The organism is Algoriphagus halophilus (assembly GCF_041729275.1).
GTDB lineage: Bacteria > Bacteroidota > Bacteroidia > Cytophagales > Cyclobacteriaceae > Algoriphagus > Algoriphagus halophilus_A.
Genome location: NZ_CP146486.1, coordinates 1,985,671 through 2,005,881, shown reverse-complemented (window position 1 = coordinate 2,005,881; position 20,211 = coordinate 1,985,671). Strand labels below are relative to the sequence as shown.

General features: G+C 39.7%; 21 protein-coding genes, 1 tRNA gene and 6 pseudogenes. 18 read left to right on the top strand and 10 right to left on the bottom strand.

All coding sequences use genetic code 11. The features are described from left to right. Window positions 1-216: 216 nt before the first annotated feature. From V8V91_RS10760 to V8V91_RS10735, 6 genes and pseudogenes are all read left to right on the top strand, one after another. Window positions 217-393, top strand: a complete 177-nt coding sequence (locus V8V91_RS10760) for an NAD(P)H-binding protein (RefSeq protein WP_373400058.1) — start codon at window positions 217-219, stop codon at window positions 391-393. A gap of 156 nt (window positions 394-549) precedes the next feature. Beyond that, window positions 550-939 (top strand): hypothetical protein, encoded by a 390-nt coding sequence (locus tag V8V91_RS10755; protein WP_373400057.1) that lies wholly within the window; start codon window positions 550-552, stop codon window positions 937-939. Between the two features lie 374 nt (window positions 940-1,313). Next, a pseudogene (locus V8V91_RS10750) lies at window positions 1,314-2,747 on the top strand (sodium:solute symporter). Further along, the gene (locus V8V91_RS10745) at window positions 2,744-3,184 is read left to right on the top strand and encodes a GNAT family N-acetyltransferase (RefSeq protein WP_074226266.1); all 441 of its coding nucleotides are present in this window, start codon (window positions 2,744-2,746) and stop codon (window positions 3,182-3,184) included. The pseudogene V8V91_RS10750 and the gene V8V91_RS10745 overlap by 4 nt, the downstream one beginning before the upstream one ends. Beyond that, window positions 3,185-4,258, top strand: a complete 1,074-nt coding sequence (locus V8V91_RS10740; RefSeq protein ID WP_373400056.1) for an alanine racemase — start codon at window positions 3,185-3,187, stop codon at window positions 4,256-4,258. Window positions 4,259-4,330: 72 nt separating this feature from the next. Then, window positions 4,331-4,921, top strand: coding sequence for a porin family protein (locus V8V91_RS10735; protein ID WP_373400055.1), 591 nt, complete (start codon window positions 4,331-4,333; stop codon window positions 4,919-4,921). A gap of 268 nt (window positions 4,922-5,189) precedes the next feature. Here V8V91_RS10735 and V8V91_RS10730 read toward each other — a convergent pair whose 3' ends face one another. The 6 genes from V8V91_RS10730 to V8V91_RS10705 are packed head-to-tail and all read right to left on the bottom strand — an operon-like array spanning window position 5,190 to window position 8,206. Further along, window positions 5,190-5,405, bottom strand: a complete 216-nt coding sequence (locus V8V91_RS10730) for a hypothetical protein (RefSeq protein ID WP_373400054.1) — start codon at window positions 5,403-5,405, stop codon at window positions 5,190-5,192. Next, window positions 5,402-6,103: a hypothetical protein gene (locus V8V91_RS10725; RefSeq protein ID WP_373400053.1), complete on the bottom strand. Its 702-nt coding sequence runs from the start codon at window positions 6,101-6,103 to the stop codon at window positions 5,402-5,404. Before V8V91_RS10725 ends, V8V91_RS10730 begins: the two co-directional genes overlap by 4 nt. After that, window positions 6,100-6,276: a hypothetical protein gene (locus V8V91_RS10720; RefSeq protein ID WP_373400052.1), complete on the bottom strand. Its 177-nt coding sequence runs from the start codon at window positions 6,274-6,276 to the stop codon at window positions 6,100-6,102. The genes V8V91_RS10725 and V8V91_RS10720 overlap by 4 nt, the downstream gene beginning before the upstream one ends. A 2-nt stretch (window positions 6,277-6,278) precedes the next feature. After that, on the bottom strand, window positions 6,279-7,607 hold the full coding sequence (locus V8V91_RS10715) for a parallel beta-helix domain-containing protein (RefSeq protein ID WP_373400051.1): 1,329 nt from the start codon (window positions 7,605-7,607) through the stop codon (window positions 6,279-6,281). Between the two features lie 36 nt (window positions 7,608-7,643). Next, window positions 7,644-7,874 (bottom strand): hypothetical protein, encoded by a 231-nt coding sequence (locus V8V91_RS10710; protein WP_373400050.1) that lies wholly within the window; start codon window positions 7,872-7,874, stop codon window positions 7,644-7,646. Then, window positions 7,865-8,206 carry a Crp/Fnr family transcriptional regulator gene (locus V8V91_RS10705; protein ID WP_373400049.1) on the bottom strand — a complete coding sequence of 114 codons (342 nt, stop codon included), beginning with the start codon at window positions 8,204-8,206 and terminating at the stop codon, window positions 7,865-7,867. The genes V8V91_RS10710 and V8V91_RS10705 overlap by 10 nt, the downstream gene beginning before the upstream one ends. Before the next feature lie 94 nt (window positions 8,207-8,300). On the opposite strand from V8V91_RS10705, the gene V8V91_RS10700 reads away from it, so the two are divergent. Both V8V91_RS10700 and V8V91_RS10695 read left to right on the top strand, forming a co-directional pair. Continuing rightward, window positions 8,301-8,930 carry an outer membrane beta-barrel protein gene (locus V8V91_RS10700; RefSeq protein WP_373400661.1) on the top strand — a complete coding sequence of 210 codons (630 nt, stop codon included), beginning with the start codon at window positions 8,301-8,303 and terminating at the stop codon, window positions 8,928-8,930. A gap of 113 nt (window positions 8,931-9,043) precedes the next feature. Continuing rightward, entirely contained in the window at window positions 9,044-9,592 is a 549-nt protein-coding gene (locus V8V91_RS10695) for a porin family protein (RefSeq protein ID WP_373400048.1), read from the top strand. Between the two features lie 33 nt (window positions 9,593-9,625). Here V8V91_RS10695 and ruvC read toward each other — a convergent pair. After that, window positions 9,626-10,200: pseudogene (gene ruvC / locus V8V91_RS10690) on the bottom strand (crossover junction endodeoxyribonuclease RuvC). A 75-nt stretch (window positions 10,201-10,275) separates the two neighbouring features. Between ruvC and V8V91_RS10685 the strand changes: the two are divergent. From V8V91_RS10685 to V8V91_RS10645, 9 genes and pseudogenes are all read left to right on the top strand, one after another. Beyond that, the gene (locus V8V91_RS10685) at window positions 10,276-11,163 is read left to right on the top strand and encodes a glycosyltransferase (RefSeq protein WP_373400047.1); all 888 of its coding nucleotides are present in this window, start codon (window positions 10,276-10,278) and stop codon (window positions 11,161-11,163) included. A gap of 189 nt (window positions 11,164-11,352) precedes the next feature. After that, window positions 11,353-11,604 carry a hypothetical protein gene (locus V8V91_RS10680; protein WP_074226275.1) on the top strand — a complete coding sequence of 84 codons (252 nt, stop codon included), beginning with the start codon at window positions 11,353-11,355 and terminating at the stop codon, window positions 11,602-11,604. 2 nt (window positions 11,605-11,606) lie between these two features. Continuing rightward, a pseudogene (locus tag V8V91_RS10675) lies at window positions 11,607-12,816 on the top strand (PP2C family protein-serine/threonine phosphatase). A gap of 2 nt (window positions 12,817-12,818) precedes the next feature. Further along, on the top strand, window positions 12,819-13,445 hold the full coding sequence (locus V8V91_RS10670) for a polysaccharide deacetylase family protein (RefSeq protein ID WP_373400046.1): 627 nt from the start codon (window positions 12,819-12,821) through the stop codon (window positions 13,443-13,445). Between the two features lie 119 nt (window positions 13,446-13,564). Beyond that, window positions 13,565-14,551 carry a glycosyltransferase gene (locus V8V91_RS10665; protein WP_373400045.1) on the top strand — a complete coding sequence of 329 codons (987 nt, stop codon included), beginning with the start codon at window positions 13,565-13,567 and terminating at the stop codon, window positions 14,549-14,551. After that, window positions 14,548-15,323: pseudogene (locus tag V8V91_RS10660) on the top strand (TatD family hydrolase). The gene V8V91_RS10665 and the pseudogene V8V91_RS10660 overlap by 4 nt, the downstream one beginning before the upstream one ends. Beyond that, window positions 15,320-16,387, top strand: a complete 1,068-nt coding sequence (locus V8V91_RS10655; protein ID WP_074226279.1) for an asparaginase — start codon at window positions 15,320-15,322, stop codon at window positions 16,385-16,387. Before V8V91_RS10660 ends, V8V91_RS10655 begins: the two are co-directional and overlap by 4 nt. Window positions 16,388-16,479: 92 nt before the next feature. After that, window positions 16,480-16,571, top strand: a tRNA-Ser gene (locus V8V91_RS10650). Between the two features lie 525 nt (window positions 16,572-17,096). Further along, window positions 17,097-17,678, top strand: a complete 582-nt coding sequence (locus V8V91_RS10645; protein WP_373400044.1) for a hypothetical protein — start codon at window positions 17,097-17,099, stop codon at window positions 17,676-17,678. Window positions 17,679-18,020: 342 nt separating this feature from the next. Here the strand turns inward: V8V91_RS10645 and V8V91_RS10640 are convergent. The 3 genes and pseudogenes from V8V91_RS10640 to V8V91_RS10630 form a co-directional block, all read right to left on the bottom strand. After that, window positions 18,021-19,149: pseudogene (locus V8V91_RS10640) on the bottom strand (transposase). A gap of 96 nt (window positions 19,150-19,245) precedes the next feature. Next, a pseudogene (locus V8V91_RS10635) lies at window positions 19,246-19,305 on the bottom strand (hypothetical protein); the annotation flags it as partial. Window positions 19,306-19,416: 111 nt separating this feature from the next. Next, window positions 19,417-19,638, bottom strand: coding sequence for a tyrosine-type recombinase/integrase (locus V8V91_RS10630; protein WP_373400660.1), 222 nt, complete (start codon window positions 19,636-19,638; stop codon window positions 19,417-19,419). Here V8V91_RS10630 and V8V91_RS10625 point away from each other — a divergent pair. Beyond that, a complete protein-coding gene (locus V8V91_RS10625) occupies window positions 19,546-19,800 on the top strand; it encodes a hypothetical protein (RefSeq protein ID WP_373400043.1) in 255 nt (84 codons plus the stop codon). The genes V8V91_RS10630 and V8V91_RS10625 overlap by 93 nt on opposite strands. The last annotated feature ends 411 nt before the right edge of the window (window positions 19,801-20,211 follow it).

Genomic DNA, 20,211 nt, shown 5'->3' with positions numbered 1-20,211 from the left:
ATGAGGCCAATCAAATGATAACTTTGACTGCGTTTATTGGCTCTAAAAAATGAATATGTTGCTTTTTTTGGTACCCTAATTTTTATTCTGGCAATCTTGACCTTCTTCTTTGTAGAAAGAAAAAAGGGAGTGACTTAAACAAAAAAATGTGATATTAAAGTATTCTAAGAAAAATTAAACATCCATTTTTTGGGATTTTTTTAAGATTTAAAGAGCATGACAATATTAGTAGTTGGTGCAAGTGGAGCCACCGGAAAACAGGTAGTGGAGCAGTTGTTAAAGGATCAACAAAAAGTTAGGGTGATTGTCCGTTCCCCTGAAAAGTTGCCTGAATCTTGGATAAAGAATGACCAACTTTCGATCATTCAGAAATGTATCAGATTTTACAGTTAATGAAATGGCGGAATATATTCAGGGTTGTCAGGCAGTCGCTTCTTGTTTAGGTCATACGGTAGATTTAATGGGGCTTTATGGAAAACCTCGAAGACTTGTTACGGATACTGTCAAGCTCCTCAGTCATGCTATAAAAAGAATGCCGCTGCTAAGCCTGTGAAATTTGTTTTGATGAATACTTCAGGAAACCGTAACAGAGATTTAGACGAGCCCATATCCAAACGTGAAAGATTCATCATTGCGCTTCTTCGATTAGTGTTACCTCCTCATGTAGACAATGAAAAAGCTGCAGGTTATTTACGGATCCAAGTTGGTCAAAATTGTAATTTCATGGAGTGGGTAGCTGTTCGTCCAGATGGTTTGGTAAATGAAGAGCAAGTCAGTGAATATGAAGTTTATCCTTCACCCATACGAAGTGCGATTTTTGATGCTGGGACTGTAAGCCGAATTAACGTTGGGCATTTCATGGCAAAATTGATGGAGGATCAGGAACTTTGGAATAAATGGAAAGGACAAATGCCTGTAGTTTATAGCAAAACTTCTTAATTAATAGTCAACACCAATTTTACAAAAGCCAAGGACTTTATTCCATCGACAAAATAGAATAGTGCTGATTCAAAAGATTACATTTTTTTATTTTAAAAATAGGGTAAAATGAAATAAAACCTGAATTGAATTTCATGTACTAATTGACCTTTCTAAATTAGCTGAAGGATGTAAAGTTAATGGCTTCAAACAGTCTTTTTAGAATAAAAATCCTAGTTTCTAAAAATTATATAAATTTTAACTATTTAAAGAATTTATTATACTAATAATAAAAATTCAATATTAAAAAGCTCAAAATTCGATTAATTGAGCATAAAAGCCTAACTTTGAAAAGTTATAATTTAGAATGAATTTATTACAAATCAAAATAGGGTATGAGTTGGATAGATCTGGGGATCTTTTTGGCCTACATGCTGGCAATGCTAGGTGTGGGATTTTTACATGAAGAAAAACACAGATCAGGAGGATTATTACGTAGGAGGGAGAAATATAGGTAGTTGGCATATTGGACTTTCCGTCGTTGCTACTGATGTAGGAGGAGGATTTTCAATAGGTTTGGGTGGATTAGGTTTTGCCATGGGGATTTCAGGATCCTGGATGCTTTTTACTGGATTACTGGGGGCTTGGTTAGCAGCCGTCTTATTGATACCAAGAGTCAAGTCAGATCCTGCATTTTCAAATTTTTTCACTTTCCCACAAATTATAGGGCACCTCTATAATTCCAATGCAGCAAGAGTCGCTGCAGTCATTTGTTTTTTGGGTTACCTAGGCTTTTCTTCTTCCCAATTGTTAGCGGGGGCGAAATTGGCTTCAGGGACATTTGAAGCATTAGACTTGCATTATGCTTTACTCATAATGGGAGGTATTGCCGTGGTTTACACCGTGATGGGCGGATTGAAAGCGGTGATCTACACCGACACCATTCAATGGATCATATTGATGCTTGGACTGATGTTGATTGGTGTGCCCATGGCTTACCATTTTGTCGGTGGTTGGGAAGGAATCTCAAGCACTCTTCCAGCATCATTCTTTTCCTTTTCAAACCTTAGTTGGCAAGATTTAGCCAATTGGGGAATTACTATTGTCCCAATTTGGTTTGTAGGTATGACGCTCTATCAACGGATCTTTGCAGCGAGAGACGTTCGATCTGCAAAAAAGCCTGGTTTATAGCGGGTTTATTTGAATGGCCGATCATGGCTTTCCTTGGAGTTTCATTAGGTCTGCTTTCCAGAGTGGCGGTAGAGCAGGGAGTATTGGAAGGCTTTGGTCTGGGGATGGATCCTGAAATGGGATTGCCAGTCCTACTAAGCCAGATCTTACCGGCCGGGATATTGGGATTGATGATGTCCGCTTATTTCTCAGCGGTGCTTTCTACTGCGGATTCCTGTTTGATGGCCGCATCGGGTAATCTTACCACAGATTTATTGGGTAGATTTATGAAAGGGAAGACACACAAGCAAGAAATTCGCTTAAGTCAAATCCTTACACTTATCATTGGTGGAGTAGCGATTCTAATTGCATGGCAAATGACAGAAGTGCTTAGCCTGATGTTATATAGTTATGCATTTATGGTATCGGGACTATTAATCCCGGTCATTGGAGGATTGTTTTTTAATCAAAACAATGGGACTGCTGCTGTAGTTTCTATGATTGCCGGCGGGTCGGTTACGGCTGGCCTGACGATTGCAGAAGTAGCTCTACCTTTCGATTTGGATGCCAATTTATTCGGGCTCCTAATCTCTTTTCTGGCATTTTTGTCAGTAACTTATTTTCAAAAATTAAATAGTTCAAAGTTAAAATCTATATGATCAAGCTAGAAACACTTTCAGCGATTGATTCCGCTACTTTCCTGCAAAAAAATGAAATTGCAGATTTCCTTTTCCATCACTTAGGCAAATACGGAGATCCAAAAGATGACATCATGAAATGTCTTGACTATGCTTTGGACCAAGGGCTCCATGCAGGGGGATTTGTTGTGATGGCTAGAGAAAAAGGGAAAATTGTTGGGGCTCTGGTAATGAACAAGACCGGAATGTCTGGATATATTCCTGAGAATATATTAGTTTACATAGCCGTAGATGAGTCCCAAAGAGGGAAAGGCATTGGAGGAAAGTTGATGGAAATGGCTATTAAAATGGCCAATGGAGCTATTGCTCTCCATGTAGAACCTGATAACCCAGCTAAAAAACTGTATGAAAGACTTGGCTTTACTAACAAATATCTCGAGATGAGATTGACAAAATAAATGGCTTATCTGACTTTAAATAAGACCAAACTCAAAACAAATTTTGAGTTTCTCAAAAAACTTTTTGATGAAAAATCCATTTCCTGGGGAGTGGTTTCCAAACTTCTTTGTGGAAACAGGACTTTTCTTCAGGAACTAATCAATTTGGGCGTACGTGAAATTCACGACAGCAGGATCAGTAATTTAGCGATGGTCAAAAAGATCAATCCCGAAGTCCAAACCGTGTACATCAAACCCGTTTCTAAACGAAATGTGGGGAAAATGGTGGAATTTGCCGATGTGAGCCTGAACAGTGAGCTAGATACGATACACTGGATCAGTGAAGAGGCAGTGCTTCAAAATAAGAAGCATAAAATCATCATCATGGTAGAGACCGGAGATCTTCGTGAAGGAGTAATGGGGGAACAATTAGTGGAATTTTATTCCCAGATTTTTCAATTGCCCAATATTGAAGTAATCGGATTAGGCACCAATTTAAATTGCCTAAATGGGGTCATGCCCTCTACCGATAAATTGATCCAGCTTTCGCTTTACAAGCAAATCATTGAATTAAAATTCAACAAGAAAATTCCTTGGGTTTCGGCTGGAACGTCTGTGACTATTCCCTTGATTTTAAACCATCAATTGCCACTAGGAATTAACCATTTCAGAGTGGGTGAAACCCTTTATTTTGGCTTGGACCTATTTGAGGAAAAGCTTATTGAGGGGATGAAAGCAGATGTTTTTGAACTCCATGCAGAGATTATTGAAATGCAGGAAAAACCCATGTTACCCGTTGGGAATCTGGCAGCTAACCCTCAAGGAGAGGTAGCGGAGATAGATACTGAACTCTATGGGAAAAGCTCATTTCGGGCTATCTTAGATATTGGATTGTTGGATGTAGATCCAAAATACCTCATCCCGAAAGATCAAAGCTTTGAAATATTAGGAGCAAGTTCAGATATGATCATCATTAACCTGGGTGAAAACCCTGCAGAATATAAAGTGGGAGATACCTTGAATTTTGAATTAAAGTACATGGGAGCGCTTGGCTTGTTGAACTCCGACTATGTAGAAAAGAAAGTCATAAGTTAGTAGTATTTTTTTCTGATCCTCCGTTTTGGCATAACTCTGGAATAATAGATGGGAAACCAACTATTAAAACACATGAAAAAGTTATTTCTAGTAATTGCCCTTGGATTCATTGGGATTTCAGCCACACAAGCTCAAACAAATTATTTGGGAGGTTTCGGTATTAGAGGAGGTGCCAATCTATTCAATTTTGGGGGTTCTGATGTAGAAGAAAATGACTATACCAACCGAGTAGGATTTCATGCTGGTATTTATACGATGATGTTTGCTACCGATCGTTTTGCTATTGAGCCAGGAATCTATTATTCCGTAAAAGGAACCCAAAATAATGATGCAGTGGATAGCCGTGCCATCTTTAATTATGTGGATGTACCGGTATTGTTTAGGCTTTATCCATCTGAAGGATTCAATGTTTTTGCCGGTCCACAGATTTCATTTCTTGCCAACTCAAAATATGAAGGTGATTTCTTTGGTTCTACTATTTCCTTTGAAGGGGATAACACCAAAGAAACTGATTTGGGACTGGTCTTTGGTGTAGGTTATAATCTTCCTAAAGGCTTTAATGTGCAGGGGTCCTATGATTATGGAATGACTCCGATCTTTAAAAATAGTGATGCGGATGTGTATAATCGTGGATTCAAGATTTCTCTTGGGTATACATTCTAAAGGCTGTCTTATCAATAATTTTGTCACACTGAGCGGAGTCCAAATGTGGTACGTTTTCATAATGAAACCTTCGACTCTGCTACCAATTACAGATGGATTTTATAGAACGATATACAGGTCAATCCGAGCGGAGTCGAGGACCCTTCGACTCCGCTCAGGGTGACTGCAATCCCTTTTTTAAGACAAATTTCTGTCATTTCCTTTTTTGTATGTTCATAGAATTTTTAAGACTCACGCTGACAGATGTGGTTTTAAAAAGCTTCCGTTTCTATTTGTCCATAGAATTTATCCAATCCCGGATCAATGCGACCCCCTCTTGATGGATGGTAGTCCTGCCCAATTCAGGCATGGCAATACCCACTTCTGTGGAATTCATACGGTAGGTAATGATTGATTCATCAGCCTTTCCTGGGACTATGTCATAATCAAAAGCTCCTGCTCCATTTCCTGCGGCGACCGGGGTTTTCATTACCCCAAGTTTCATGGGGTCTTGTTGATCAAAATGTAAAAAAGCCCAGAAGTGCTGGCAGGACCTTCAGATTGATGACAATGGGAGCAATTGATGTCCAAGTAGGCCATGGCTCGATCCGATAAAGCTTGTGACTCATCGGCGTAATTCACCAAAGAAGGATGTTCATTAGGGCCTTCAAACCCTTCAAGGATTCCCTTTTCCTTCCAATAAGTTAATTGATTTTGAATTTTTTGCCCAATGCTTACCTCATGGTTCAAATGTTTGATTTTTACTCCAATTGGAGCTAGTTCCTCCGAACTGTTATGACAGGTCTTACACTGGTTTTTATTCGGAATTAAATAATTGATCACTTGCTCTTCTCCATTCTTTTGAATGAATTTAACATTTTGTTCTCCTCCTACAACTTTTAGGACTGCATCCGTCTGTTCCTCATTCCAGATATAAGGAAATGCTTCCCAGCCCTTTTCTGAATGAATCAATAGTCTTGTTTCAATGATTTTTAAATTCTCTTCTGGTCTATTGAAATCAGCAGGGTAGTAAAAGTTTTTGATTAGGATCGTACCGATAGGAAACAGAAAGTTCCCTTCATGAATCTTTACTTTTTCAGAGGCAGGAATTGAAATAAATCTGCTTTTAAGGGCATAATCTGTGAAAAGGGAGGATGCTGGTTCATAGGGTAAAATAGAAGAGGATGCTTGGAGCTTTTTCATTTCTCCTTCAAAAAAACCATAGGTAGACAATCTGCGATACGGATATTCCCCATCTGCCAGCTCTTCTTGGAGGGTTCTTTTGAAGGTTGTTCAGGTTCTTGGGTAGACTCTTTGCAAGAGATAAACAGGCAAATACCTGCCAATCCGAGGATTCTTGAAGTAATTTTCAGCATGATTAAAGAGAAGCCAAGTTGGATACGTCAGTAGATACATTCACATTACATCCTTGGAATGGGTTGTAATCTTTAAAAGATTCGATGTTGTCTTCTCCATCCATCAAATAAAACATGGTAAAATGGAGTTTATCCATTCCCTTTTCCTGCAGGCAAATTCGCATGGGGTTGGTTTCTATTTTATCGCTGATTTCTTTGTCCCAGATTCCATCGTATACGATATCCTGGGTCTTTGCTTTGCCATGGGCATTATACACCGAAATCAATTGCCCTAATTCTCGAGTTAAATCAGGGATTTTAAGCGTGCGTTCATAGCTATTGTCATGCACATAAATGTCATGGGAATAAGGAGACCAATTGGGGGCTTCTGCAGGGAAACCAGTAATCTGATAGCTTGCAATAGCCAAACCAGTGGTTTTATTCCTATGGATTTTATTGTTGAAAATTTCTACTTCTTTGGCGGCCAATAAGATAATGCCCGACCCCGGTGGGATCATGGTGACTGTATTTCCATTTGGACCATCTCCCAGTGGAGTTGCAAAGTTTTCGTGATTATTGTCAATTACTTCATTATTGTAGATTTTGGTTCCCCTTCCGTCAGATTTAGGTAGTCCAGGAAGATTGAAAACCAATATGCCACCGGCATTGTCTCTAGCTACATTGTCAAATACCTCTGCATTGTCACAATTTTCAATTTCTATACCTGCTACGTTCCCAAAGGCAAGTGAATTTTTGACAATGATATTTTCAGATTGCCCTACATAAATACCCGCATCTTTGGAATGTGAGGCAATACATCCATCGATTACCACATTTTTACATTGTACCGGATAAATGGCATACGTTCCATTTTTGGATTTATCTCCATTCGTCCAAGTAACATTCAATTTCCGAAAGGTAATTCCATCGGTGTGCTGAGATTTAATGCCATCTCCCGGAGCATCCTCGACGCTAAAGTTTTCCATCAGGATATTCTCTCCTACAATCTTGACTCCTTCTCCTCCAGTTTTCAAATTCCTGAAAGAAAGAACGGATTGATCCATTCCTGCTCCAATGATTTTGATGTTCTTTTTATTATCTAAAATCAGCTGCGTTTTCAGATCGTAAAAAAGCGGTTCAATAGAAATGGTCCCTCCATCTTCCACCATAATGAAATCTTCCACCAATTTTTCCACTTGTGCTTCTGAGGCTCTTGGTAATTTGGAAGAGTCAAAGGTCTGCTCATTGGATCGGCTACTACAAGAGGCCAGGATCAAAAAAGAACGAAAAACGGAAGAAAATTTTTCATGGCATTTGGGTTGAGATAAAGTTACTTCTTCAAAGATTGCCATGCTATGCAAAAAATACTATTGACAAAAATCAATTAATTAAATTTTACTTCTGATTCTACTCAAAGTTTCAATACTCATGTCCAAATAGGAAGCTATATGTCCTACTGAGGCTTTCTGAATTACCTTGGGTCTATACTCCATTAGTTCTAAATATCGCTCTCTTGCGGTCTTGAATTTGGAGAATATTTGCTGCTCCTCTAGAACGATGTAATATTCCTCTAAAATCAATCGATAGGCACGCTCTGTTTCAGGATAATTCACAAACATGTTCTCAAGTGTATCATGTGAAATTCGATAAGCCTTACTTTTTCTAAGGTCTCGATGTTTTCATAGGATGGCTTCCTTGTGATAAAGGAATGCATGGCTGTAACAAATTCGCCATCCAAGGTGAAAGAAACAGTAATGTCCCTATTGTTTCTACTATAATAACTTCTAGCAGCTCCTTCAGAAAAGTAATACAAATATTGGCTCACTTCACCTTCTTTGGCCAGTAAATCTCCCTTGTTGAACTCTACCTCTTCGAGATTGCTCAAAAAACCTGTCTTTGCGCTGTCGCTCAAAAATGGGAATTTGTCAAAAATGCCAAGAATCTTTTCCATGTATTCGGTAGAAAAAGTCTAATTGATTGATTTTATAATGAAAAGCTTCTGCTAGTTTTAGGAAGTAAATTAAAAAATCTAGATTAGATGAGCGATTTTTCTTTGGAAAACATTTGAAAATACTCTCTTCTCCATCAAAAATTTTGTTCAAAATATAGTTAATCAACAACTTATAGGGGTTCTTTTTCTACTCCTATTATCGCTTGGTCTAATAAGTTTAGTACATGGACAAGCAGGGATTAGAGCAGGGTTAAGCTCCAGTAATATTACCAACTCAAATGTCAATGCCAGGTTGGGAGCACATGGAGGGGTGTATTACCGGCTTGAATTAGGTTTTTTTGCAATTGAGCCAGGAGTTCAATTTTCCCAAAAAGGCTTTCGCGGGAATGATAGAAATACAGGTAAAATTATCTACGAGCGATTCAATTATGTAGATGCTCCTTTATTAATCAGGATCAACTTTTTTCCGGATATTCATTTATTCGTAGGACCTCAAATGTCTTGGTTGATGTCTAGAAAATATGAGTTGGAAGGAGTGGTAGATACGAATATGGATGCATTTCCAAAGACTGAGTTTGGTGGAGTAGGAGGTATAGGGATTCATTTGCCTTATGGATTGAATGTTCAAGCCAGCTTTGATATTGCGAGAAATGATCTAGGAGAAAATTATCCAAATAGAAGAAATAAAGGGTTGAAGCTTTCTCTGGGCTTTGATTTCTTTTAATTAATAGAAGGAAGAAGTCTATAAATTTTTGAACTCACCATCCTTGGTCGAATTTTTGTAGAAAACAATCCTTAGTAAATAGAAAAATTTCCAATCATTATTTAATTGATCAAATGAAAAAAGTCTTGTTTTTGATATTGACCTTAGGGTTTATTGGTGCCGCTCAGGCTCAATTTGGATTAAGGGCGGGGTTAAGTTCCGCTAACTTCTCAAATACAAACTATGATGCCAAGCTAGGCTTCCATGCTGGAGGGTATTATAAATTTGACTTAGGGATATTTGCAGTGGAACCGGGTATCCAATATTCTCAAAGAGGATATGAAGGTGTAGAAAGTTCATCAGGAGATGAGATCAATGAAAAATTAAATTACATCGATGTTCCGGTCTTGGTACGATTTGATTTCCTACCAATTGTCAATGTGTTTGCTGGGCCTCAGGCTTCTATTTTAGCTTCCCGAAAATATTCCTTAGGAGGTAATACCTCTACAAGTACGGATGTGATTAGAGGATATGATGTTGGTGGCGTAGTAGGTGTAGGAGTCAATCTGCCTTTAGGATTTAATGTGCAGGCCAGCTATGATTTTGGATTGACTAGTTTAAATTATTTTGATACCAACGTCAAAAACAGACTACTCAAATTGTCTTTAGGAATTGACCTTTAATAATCAATTTTGAAACCCGGTTTAGGCCGGGTTTTATTTTTTCACTCGATTTGGGTTTTCTTCTATAAAGGATTTCCAGCCTTGACTTCGTCCCCTGGTTTGCGTCCTTCCTTCGTGAAAATGATGGCATAAAGCCACTGCCAAAGCATCGGTTGCATCAAGCATTTTCGGGATTTCTGTTAATTTGAAAAGTGTCTGGAGCATGGCTGCTACTTGTTCCTTGGAGGCATTTCCATTTCCGGTTACAGACTGCTTTACTTTTTGGGAGAATACTCCGTGATTGGAATTTCCCTTGCCAAAGCTGCGGCCATGGCTACTCCTTGAGCTCTGCCCAATTTCAACATAGATTGTACATTAACTCCATAAAATGGGGCTTCCAGTGCAACACTATCCGGTAAATACTCTTCGATGATCCCAGTGATTCTTTCAAAAATTTTCTTGAGCTTTAATTCATGAGAATCATATTTCTTCAAATGAATGACTCCATATTGAAGCAGTTCATATTTCTTGCCTTCTGTTTTTATTAATCCATAACCCATGACCGTAGTCCCTGGATCTATGCCTAAAATGATTTTTTCCTTAGCCGTATTTTTCACTTCTTTACTCACCCTCGCAAGTTAGCCCAAAAGATGCTAAGTTTTTACCTGATTTGTAATCTCTTCTATCTCTTTCTGCTCTGGAGAATGAGTTTGACCTGGCCAAAGGGAAGCCGTGAAGTGAAATGTCCTAACCAGCTATTACCTGCGACTTTGGTGGTTGCTCTAAGGAATGAGGCAGGGAATCTACCTTCCTTGATATCTTCGATTAACAGGAGTTTACCTTCATTAAAAGAGGTGATTTTGGTAGACGATCATAGCGAGGATGGAACATTATTGAAACTTGAGCAGCAATTTTTGAATTCTGAGCGAGTGAGGGTAATCCAAAGCTCGGGAATTGGTAAAAAAGCAGCAATTATTCATGCCATATCGCTAGCTAGCGGAGAGATTATCCTTACCACTGATGCTGATTGTAAATGGGAGGAAACATGGCCTGAGGTCCTCTTAGCTACCTTTGAAAACCCACAGATTCAATTAGTGACTGGGCCCATTTTACCCCAGAACCAATCAGATTTTTTTTCTGGTTTTCAATTAATGGAGTGGGTGAGCAATTTGCTGGTGACCAATTATAGCTTTGCAAAAGGAAAAGCCTTGACATGCAGTGCTGCAAATATGGCATTTAGGAAATCTGCCTTTCATCAAGTACAAGGCTATGTAGGGAATGAGCATAATCCATCTGGAGATGATGAGTTCTTACTCAAAAAGATAAAAAGTGTGTTTGGTGAAAGTGCCGTACAATACCTCCCTTTTAAAGAAGCTCTTATTCAGACAGTTCCAGAGCCCAATTGGAATTCATTGATTCATCAAAAAGTTAGATGGGCAGGAAAATGGAAAAGTCACACTTCTCTTTTTCATTCCTTGGCGGCAGCTGTTCCAGCCCTCTTTCAAGTGATTTGGCTTTCAAGTCTGGTGCTGCTTTTTTGGGGAAGATCAGTTTTTTGGGTTTTTGTTCAATTTGGCTCTTCAAAATCCTAGCAGAAATCGTAGCCTTTGAAAGAATTTTAAGAAGTTTGGGAAAACCTTTCAAATTAACCGCTTTGATTGGGACTTCCTTCATCCATCCTTTTTATGTTATTTTGGTTGTGATGGGAGTGTTTCGAGGGAAATACATTTGGAAGGGTCGGGTAACCAAAAGATCTGATTAATTTAGCTATTTAATAAGTTATGAGTGAGGAAGAATTTGATGTAATGGATGAACTGTATTTCGTGCAGTCATTTGATTACTTAAAAGAAACACTTGAATTAGGGACTAAAGAAATATTGACAGCCTTGGACTCTTTATACAAGCAAGGTTTGATCAAATGTTTGACTGCTCCCGATGAAGAGTGTTTTTATACTGTGAATGTTTTGGAAGAAGGAGAGAAATTATTTTTCCTTGCCACCAAAAAAGGTCTTATGGCCCATAATACGATTTAGCATTGACTACAGAGACAATAAAATATCAACGTAAAGAATTAGAGCTTAAAGCATTGCTCGAAATCACCCAGGCGATCAATGAAAATCAGTCTGAGGTGGTTTTAGCAAATATCTTCAAGTTTACTTGCTTGGTGCATTTAAACATTAAAGCAATGGTTTTGTATGTTGCTAAAGAAGGGGCCTTTGAGAAAATCATTGCACATGGAGTTAAATCAAATGTTCCTCAATTGATTCCTTTAGATGATATTATCTCTGAAAAAGATTCGGATCAACTCAGGATAGAACTCCCCGATGGGTATTCGTTTCAAGATTTGGAGACATATTTGCCGGTTTACCACAAGGATAAAATGCTTGCGATTTTATTCCTCAAAAGGAAAGACCTATCTCAGGATTTAGATCTTGATTTTACGCAAGCCTTGACCAATATTTTGGTAGTAGCCCTTGAAAATAAACGTTTTGCAAGAAAACAATTGCAACAGGAAGTATTGAACAGGGAAATTGCCATTGCGAGTCAGGTTCAGCAAATGTTGTTTCCTGCGGAATTACCTGTTACAGATAAACTGAAAGCCAAGGTGACTTATTTTCCTCATAGCATGGTAGGGGAGATTACTATGATCTGATTCAGCGATCCAAAGATGAGGTATTCTTCTGTATTGCGGATGTTTCAGGAAAAGGCTTTGCAGCGGCTCTTCTAATGTCAAATTTTCAGGCAACCCTTCGCACGTTATTAAGAAGTGACGCAGATTTGAAAATGATCGTGAACCAGTTGAATTTTACGCTTTTTGAAAATACAAAAGGGGAGCGCTTCATAACTTTTTTTCTTGGGTACTATAATTTCAAAACCAATAAGTTTCAGTACGTAAATGCTGGGCATAATGCCCCCTCTTATGCGGGAATATTCCAGGGAAGATCGAATTATTAAATGCTGGAACCACCATTTTAGGGGCTTTTGAAGAGCTTCCTTTCTTGGAGATTGATGAAAAAGAGAATCTAAAGGACTTTACAATTCACCTGTACACAGATGGAGTAACTGAAGCTACCAATGAAGAGGGGGAGGAGTATGGTGAAGATAAATTGGAAGATTTTGTCTTACAGCACTTGTGTGTAGATCCAGATGATTTTCACAGAGAGTTCTTTAAGGAAATGAATGATTTTTCTAAAGATGTACCATTAAGAGATGATTTGACATTATTGAGTCTTAGGTTCCGTTAATCATGGTATTTCATACCGTTCCATTGGTTATTCAGCGATTATTTCCACAAAGAATTTGGTCAAAGAATTCAGAAGGAAACCAAGTCTTTTTGACATTTGATGATGGTCCTGTACCAGGAGTGACGGACTTTGTCCTTCAGGAGCTTTCTAAACGGGCTATGAAAGCTACTTTTTTCATGGTTGGTGATAATGTTCGGAAGCACAGTTCCTTAGCCAAAGAAGTGCTTTCTCAAGGACACCAATTAGCTAACCATACCTTTCATCATCTGAATGGCTGGAAAACCAAAAGGGAAAAATACGTCCAAGACTTTCTGGCTTGTAATCAAATAATAGAGGATCAACTGGGAGTTCAGACAAAATTATTTCGCCCTCCTTATGGACTGATGACTTCAGCGGAAGCCAAGGAAATTTCTAAAACGCATTCCATAGTGATGTGGAATATGTTGAGTGGAGATTATGATCTAAAACTCGATGCCGAAGAGGTCCTGAGAAAGTCTATTGAAAATACAGGTCCTGGATCAATCGTGCTATTTCATGATCAGCAAAAGACCAGTTCAGTTTTACCCAAAATTTTACCAACTTACTTAGATAAACTTCTAGACAAAGGTTGGACAACGGCAACACTATAATTTTCTATTTGGCGTTTTTTGCAGTAAGCATTCTGCTTGCCCAGTACTTAGTGCTTATCTTTCGGGCATTATTTTTCTGGGTTGATTTTTCCAAATCGAATCCAAGTAACTTTCCTAAAGTGTCTGTTTTGGTGACTTCTAGAAATGAGGAAAAAGACCTTCCTAACTTATTGGCTTCACTTCAGGATTTGGACTATCCTTCCGAGCAACTTGAGTTTTTAATGGCAGATGACCAAAGTGAAGATGGTACGCTGGTGATATTGGAAGAATGGAAGGAAAGAACCACTAATTGTAAGGTTTTTTCCATTAAGGGACAGCACCTGGGGAAATTTCCCATCAATGGAAAAGCAAATGCCTTAGCCATCATGGCTAAAGAGGCAAAAGGAGATTTTTTATTTTTTACGGATGCAGATTGTGTGGTGGGTAAAGACTGGGTTAAAGAAGGGGTAAACAGTTTTTCGGAAGATATAGGGCTATTGAATGGTGTAACTGAATTAGAATCTCACACTCTTTTCGCAGAATTTCAAAAAATAGATTGGTGGAATATTCTAGCGATCACCAAAATCGTCTCGGATATGGGAGCTCATACCACTGGGTTGGGAAACAATATGGTGATTTCACGGAAGGCTTATTTGGAGTCTGGAGGTTATGAAAACACTAAATTTTCTTGGACCGAAGATTTAGAGATTTCCAGGTCTATAAACCGTTTGGGCTTTCAGGTACATCAACAAGTCAGTCCGGGTATGCTTTTAAAGACCAAAGCGGAAAGAAGCTGGTCTGATTTGTTAAGACAACGAAAGCGATGGCTCAAAGGAGTTGTTTCTTTGCCATGGAAATGGAAAGTGTCCTTAGGTTTTCATTTGCTCTTTTTCCCTGCTATGGCTTGGATTTTAGCAAGTAATGTAAGTCTTGGATTTGGGATTTGGGCGTTAAAAATCCTTTTACAATCCATGTTTTTAATAGCGGTTTCTAATAAAGCGGGCAGAAAACTTTCTTGGTTTGTACTGGCAATCTATGATTTTTATTACCTGCTTGCCTCCTCCCTTACTATTCTTTATTATTTTTGGCCTTCCAAAATCACTTGGAAGTCTAGAAATTACTTATGAACCTGATTGAAACCCACGCACATATTTACTCTTCCAAATTCGATTCTGACCGAGACGAGGTGATGGATCAAATCCGTGAAGCCGAATTGAGCGTGTATATATGCCCAATGTTGATGTTGAAACCATTGATGCCATGTTGGCCTGCGAAGAGAAATACCCGGATCTTTGTATTCCGATGATGGGGCTTCATCCTTGTGATGTGAAGGAGGATTTTCAGACACAACTTTATGTGATGGAAGAATGGTTGGAAAAGCGCCCATTTGCTGCGGTAGGGGAAATAGGATTGGACTTATACTGGGATAAGACATTTTTCGAGCAACAAAAAGAAGCGTTGAAAATACAGATAGGATGGGCTAAGAAAAAGAAACTTCCAGTAGTGATCCATTGTAGAGAATCCATGGATGAAACGATCGAACTCATTAGACAAGAGCAAGATGGTAGCTTGACTGGTGTTTTCCATTGTTTTACAGGTACGTTGCAACAAGCACAGGAGATTATTGAGTTGGGATTTCTCTTGGGAATAGGTGGAGTTTCCACTTTTAAAAACGGAGGTTTGGATCAAGTAATTCCGCAGTTAGAATTAGGGAATTTGGTTTTAGAGACTGATTCTCCTTACCTAGCGCCAGTTCCTCATAGAGGTAAAAGGAATTCTCCAGTTTATTTACCTATAATAGCAGAGAAAATTGGAGACTATTTGGCAATTTCTAAAGAGGAGGTAGCCAAGAAAACCAAAGAGAATGCATTGAACCTATTCAGGGAGTTTGAGCTATGAATTATAAAATAGTAAGACTAAATACAGGCCTTCGTACCAGTAAGACATCATCAGTGTTGATTATATATACTGGTGGAACTTTGGGTATGGCTTACGATGATTCAGGGTCTTTAGTGCCATTTAATTTTGGAAAGATTCTGGAAAAGATTCCTATTCTCTCCAATATGAATATTGCGATCACGGTAATTTCATTTCCTGAGCCTATTGACTCATCTAATGTTTCTATGAAGCATTGGACCGATATGGCCTATATTATCTATGAGAATTATGATAGCTATGATGGGTTTGTCGTGCTACATGGGACTGATACGATGGCCTATTCTGCATCCATGATGAGTTATATGCTTCAAGGGCTCAATAAACCTGTGATTTTTACTGGTGCACAATTGCCGATTTCGGCGATGCGTTCAGATGCCCGGGAGAATTTGATGACTTCATTGGAAATTGCGACCGCTAAAATCAATGGGAATCCTATAGTACCTGAGGTTTGTGTATTTTTTAATCATGTTTTATTGAGAGGAAACCGTTCTAAAAAGGTACAGTCTGTCCACTTTGATGCATTTGAATCAGAGAATTATCCTTCCTTGGCGGAGGCTGGGATTGTGATTGATTATAATACGGCTTCTATTAGACCTTATGAACCTAATAAGGAGTTGGTATATAAAAACCTTCTGGATAATAGAGTCATGATTTTAAAACTATTCCCGGGGATCACTTCCCAAATCATGGATGCTTGTTTTGATATCCCTGGTTTAAGAGGGGTGGTTTTAGAAACCTATGGTTCTGGGAATTCTCCTAGTGAAACCTGGTTTATGAATTCCTTGTCCAGGGCTGTTAAAAAAGGGTTGATCCTTTTAAATGTTTCTCAGTGCAATGGAGGTAGAGTAATTCAGGGAAGGTATGAGACGAGTAAAGAGTTGTTGAATGTTGGTGTTATTAGCGGGGCAGATATTACCACAGAGGCGGCGGTAACAAAATTAATGTTCTTGTTAGGGCAGTATTCTTCTGCTGATGAAGTGAAGAAACAATTGATGGTTCCACTCGCTGGAGAAATGACCACCTAGAGAAATTCAGGATATTTTAGAGTTAGATTTGGAAAACGGGGGAATAATTTTTTCTTTGCACTCCGATTTGCAATAGCAAGTCAAATTCAACTAGAGAGGTGTCCGAGTGGTTGAAGGAGCACGCCTGGAAAGCGTGTATACCCCTAAAGGGGTTATCGGGGTTCGAATCCCTTCCTCTCTGCCAGTAAAAATCCTAATTATCTGAAATAGTGGTAGTTAGGGTTTTATTTTTTAATTCAGTAGCGAATTCATCTATTTTTTGATCAAAAAAGAGCCTCAGAATAAATTTTCCAGATTAAGTCCACATTATCAACTCGTACTTTCGTACGGTACGAGAGGTACGAGGTGTACGAATCGTACGAATATCATTTGTCGAGACTTTTTAAGCCTGTTGACAGGATTTGAAGAGTTCATTCAGTTGAAGCTTTAAGGTTTTTAAAAGACAGCTTAAAACAGCTAGGATTTGAAGGTTTTACGAAAAGGTAGTCTTTCATTCAATTGGAATTCGAGGCATTCTCACAAAAGCTTTGGGCCTGTGAACTAGCTTTTGATTAAAAAAAATATCTAATACCTGCTTTTCGGGATCGACGAAATTCTTAATTTGGTTTCAACAACTCCCCGTACCCCTGTGGACAAAGCGAATATATACGAAATAGACAAGTAGGACTAGGGTTTAGCGAGGTGTTAGGCACAATAGAAAGACGACACAATGCAAATAGAAAAACTATCGGACAATTGGCTATTTGAACGACACTCTAAACAGACAATTAGAGAGTGGTTAAGACAGTTGCGATATTTTTATTTTAAAAGAGCTTGGGGTGGACACGCAAATGATGGTGACGAATTTCAAGTAGCATTTGCATTTACTGACAGACAAGACCTACTAAATAAAATTGGACAACTTGGTTTGACTTTAAACACAATCCCTGACGACTTTCCAAGACCTATAATCGGACAACCTTATCCAGCTGACGAATACAATAAATTTAAAAATGAAATAAAACAATTCACAGACTTAGTACAGCCTGGACATTCAATAATTTTTGGACACAAAACGTTTGTTTGGGTTAATGACAATTCAATTCAAATAACTATTTCAGGGACACGAGACGAAAACCGTTATGAAGTAACCGAGGACGACCTGAAAGTTTGCATCGAGTTAGAAAAGCAATTTGACAATTTAGGTTGGCAAAATATCATCGACAAATCATTGGAGAAAAGTGTTTGTTGTATTTCAAAGACAAAATATCCAGAACTATATGGAGAAGAAACTACTGTGCCTAACAACTAGGTTTTCGTCGCGTGCGTAGCACGAACGATGAAATGCAAAGCATTCACCGAGTCATAAAATCACCTTTTCACCGGAGGTAAACCGATGTTGCACAGCCTGTCCCGATAGCCCAGCGTATCGGGAGAACCGGTGAGGTTCTTATGGGGACGAGTCGTGAGATTTTTTGAAGAAAACGAGGTGTCCAATTAGTTTAAAAGTAATACCAGTCAGAAGATTTGGAATCGATTTAAAGAAAAGTCTTTTGTTTTTAGCCTTTCCATTCCCTTTTTGGAAGGGCTTTTATTGCATGGGCATAGCTTCGCCCCTCCTGCAGCGGGCAGGCAGCCAGAGTAAAATCAGGAACTAAATTGATTGTGACAGCAGAAAGATGGCTTTCGGAGGGCCACGCTTGGGCAGGCGTTGTATGCTCACCATGGTTTCTTCTGGCAGCAGGAGCAGTATCGTGGTTTATAGGGCTCTGGAATGCGGGGCTCTTTTTCTGAATCGGAATTCCAAGTTCCTGATGAATGAGTGGTATCGTGATCAGCTTGGATGAACTTCCCAATATCCCGGAAGTGGCGGATCCGAACGCTTCAGCCCTTTGGGTAAAATATGCATGGCTTGATAAACTCCAGATTATCCAGAGTCATTTCCAGCTTCTGAGCGCCTTGACGATAATCCTTGTAACTGAATGAAGTGCGCTTTTGGTCAATGTCCAGTATACGATGGTTGGAGATGGCGACCTTGTGGGTGTATCTACCTAGATATTCCAGCACTGCCTTGGGATGTCCGAACGGCCGTTTGGCATATACCACCCATTCTTTTTGGAACAAAGCATTGATCGTCTCTTATCGGGATTGATTCTGGATTTTAGAGCTTTTACATACTTGGCTCTGAATACTTTGCTCATAGCCATCACCGAAAGAGGTACTTGCCTTTGCTTTTGGCTGTTTTCCACTTTTGGTATTTTGTCAATCCACCTCCCGGTACGATGCAATGCAGATGGGGATGAAGGATATCGTCTGTCCCCAAGTATGGAGAATGGCGATCATTCCAGCTTTGCGCCCAGATGCTTGGGGTCTTTGGCAAAACATGCTACCGTCTGCCAAGACGCTTTCAAACAGGCTGTCATAGACAGCTTTGGGTTGGTGTAATGCCAGTTGATTTAATGTGTCCGGCAAAGTGAATACCACATGAAAATAGGGTACTGGAAGCAACTCGGCTTCGCGCTTGGCGATCCAATCCTCCCTGTTTTTGCCCTGGCACTGGGGCAATGTCTGTTTCGACAACTGTTATAACTGATACGTATCGAGCCACAGTCTGTACAGGCATCCACATGTCCACCCAGATCAGCAGTACGGCAGCGTTTCAGCGCCGATAATAAGGTCCGCAACTTCTCAGCTATTGATATGTGGGTGCTTTTCCACCCCGCCCAGTGTTGCTTGAGCACATGGGCCACTTCAAAGCGTGCTTTCACTTTCTGGACAGGTATTAGCCTGTCGAGCGGACTAAAGGTACGGTATTTTTCTGTCTGGGCGACATGCAGGTAGATCATCGTGGTGTCGATGCATTCATGCCCCAGCAGATCTTTAATGGTCAGAATGTCCAGACCCTCTTCCAGCAGGTGGGTGGCATACGTGTGCCGCAAACGTGTGGACGTTCATCGGCTTAAGGATACCCGCTTTCTTTTTGGCTTCATTCACCGCCCATTGCACCCCTCGCTGGGAGTAACGTCCGTCAAAGTCTCCACCTGCACGACCTATGATCTGTTCTTTACTATTGAACAGCCACTCAATGGGCTGTTCGGCCTCCAGGTAGTCTTAATCCCGCGGATCAGAATATCTGCTAGCGGAACATAGCGGTCTTTCTTTCCTTTGCCATCCTTCACATGCAGTATCTTTCTGTCAAAATCCGATCGGCAATCTTTCAGGTTCCTGACCTCAAAGCAGCGGAGTCCACAGCCGTAAAGCAGGGCTATCAGAACGCGGTGCTTGAGCAGTTTGGGAGCTTTAAGAAGTCTGCGGACTTCTTCCTTACTCAGTACAATGGGAAGTCTTTTACTCCGCTTAATGGTAGGGAAGCTCGATTCGCTTATCCTTCATCCCTTCGATCCGGTAGGCAAACCTCAGGGCATAAACTGTAAACTTGAAATAAGCTTCAGAAGGGGTGCTGTGGCTCCGCTTGACCAAATGCAGGTAATCGTTGGATCCGGTCAGGGTCCACTTCTGTGGGCAGTTCGTTGAAGCGGATGGCCAGTTTTGCCAGATGTCTGGCGTAGTTGGAGAGGGTACTTTTACTTTTTCCTGGCGACGACAACTTTCTGCTCAAACTTGGCTAATAGTTCAGCAAATCCAGCTATCTGAACAGGCAGCCCGGAGGATGGTTTTTTTCATGATTAATAAGAGTTAATGAATGATCTAAAAAGTTACCGCTTCTTGCTGTTCCTGAAACTACTGCAGGTTTAGTGCAACAGCACCTTGCCAAAAGCGGGGCGGACGTGGTTACAGAAACTTTTTGGCTCCGAATAATCATTAATAGTAGCTTGACAGATGGT

Bases quoted from the DNA above. Each gene is read 5' to 3' on its own strand.
- V8V91_RS10760 (WP_373400058.1), top strand. From the start codon at position 217: ATGACAATATTAGTAGTTGGTGCAAGTGGAGCCACCGGAAAACAGGTA.
- V8V91_RS10745 (WP_074226266.1), top strand. From the start codon at position 2,744: ATGATCAAGCTAGAAACACTTTCAGCGATTGATTCCGCTACTTTCCTG.
- V8V91_RS10740 (WP_373400056.1), top strand. From the start codon at position 3,185: ATGGCTTATCTGACTTTAAATAAGACCAAACTCAAAACAAATTTTGAG.
- V8V91_RS10735 (WP_373400055.1), top strand. From the start codon at position 4,331: ATGAAAAAGTTATTTCTAGTAATTGCCCTTGGATTCATTGGGATTTCA.
- V8V91_RS10730 (WP_373400054.1), bottom strand. From the start codon at position 5,405: ATGAAACTTGGGGTAATGAAAACCCCGGTCGCCGCAGGAAATGGAGCA.
- V8V91_RS10725 (WP_373400053.1), bottom strand. From the start codon at position 6,103: ATGAAAAAGCTCCAAGCATCCTCTTCTATTTTACCCTATGAACCAGCA.
- V8V91_RS10720 (WP_373400052.1), bottom strand. From the start codon at position 6,276: ATGCTGAAAATTACTTCAAGAATCCTCGGATTGGCAGGTATTTGCCTG.
- V8V91_RS10715 (WP_373400051.1), bottom strand. From the start codon at position 7,607: ATGGCAATCTTTGAAGAAGTAACTTTATCTCAACCCAAATGCCATGAA.
- V8V91_RS10710 (WP_373400050.1), bottom strand. From the start codon at position 7,874: ATGTTTGTGAATTATCCTGAAACAGAGCGTGCCTATCGATTGATTTTA.
- V8V91_RS10705 (WP_373400049.1), bottom strand. From the start codon at position 8,206: ATGGAAAAGATTCTTGGCATTTTTGACAAATTCCCATTTTTGAGCGAC.
- V8V91_RS10695 (WP_373400048.1), top strand. From the start codon at position 9,044: ATGAAAAAAGTCTTGTTTTTGATATTGACCTTAGGGTTTATTGGTGCC.
- V8V91_RS10685 (WP_373400047.1), top strand. From the start codon at position 10,276: ATGAGTTTGACCTGGCCAAAGGGAAGCCGTGAAGTGAAATGTCCTAAC.
- V8V91_RS10680 (WP_074226275.1), top strand. From the start codon at position 11,353: ATGAGTGAGGAAGAATTTGATGTAATGGATGAACTGTATTTCGTGCAG.
- V8V91_RS10670 (WP_373400046.1), top strand. From the start codon at position 12,819: ATGGTATTTCATACCGTTCCATTGGTTATTCAGCGATTATTTCCACAA.
- V8V91_RS10655 (WP_074226279.1), top strand. From the start codon at position 15,320: ATGAATTATAAAATAGTAAGACTAAATACAGGCCTTCGTACCAGTAAG.
- V8V91_RS10645 (WP_373400044.1), top strand. From the start codon at position 17,097: ATGCAAATAGAAAAACTATCGGACAATTGGCTATTTGAACGACACTCT.
- V8V91_RS10625 (WP_373400043.1), top strand. From the start codon at position 19,546: ATGCAGTATCTTTCTGTCAAAATCCGATCGGCAATCTTTCAGGTTCCT.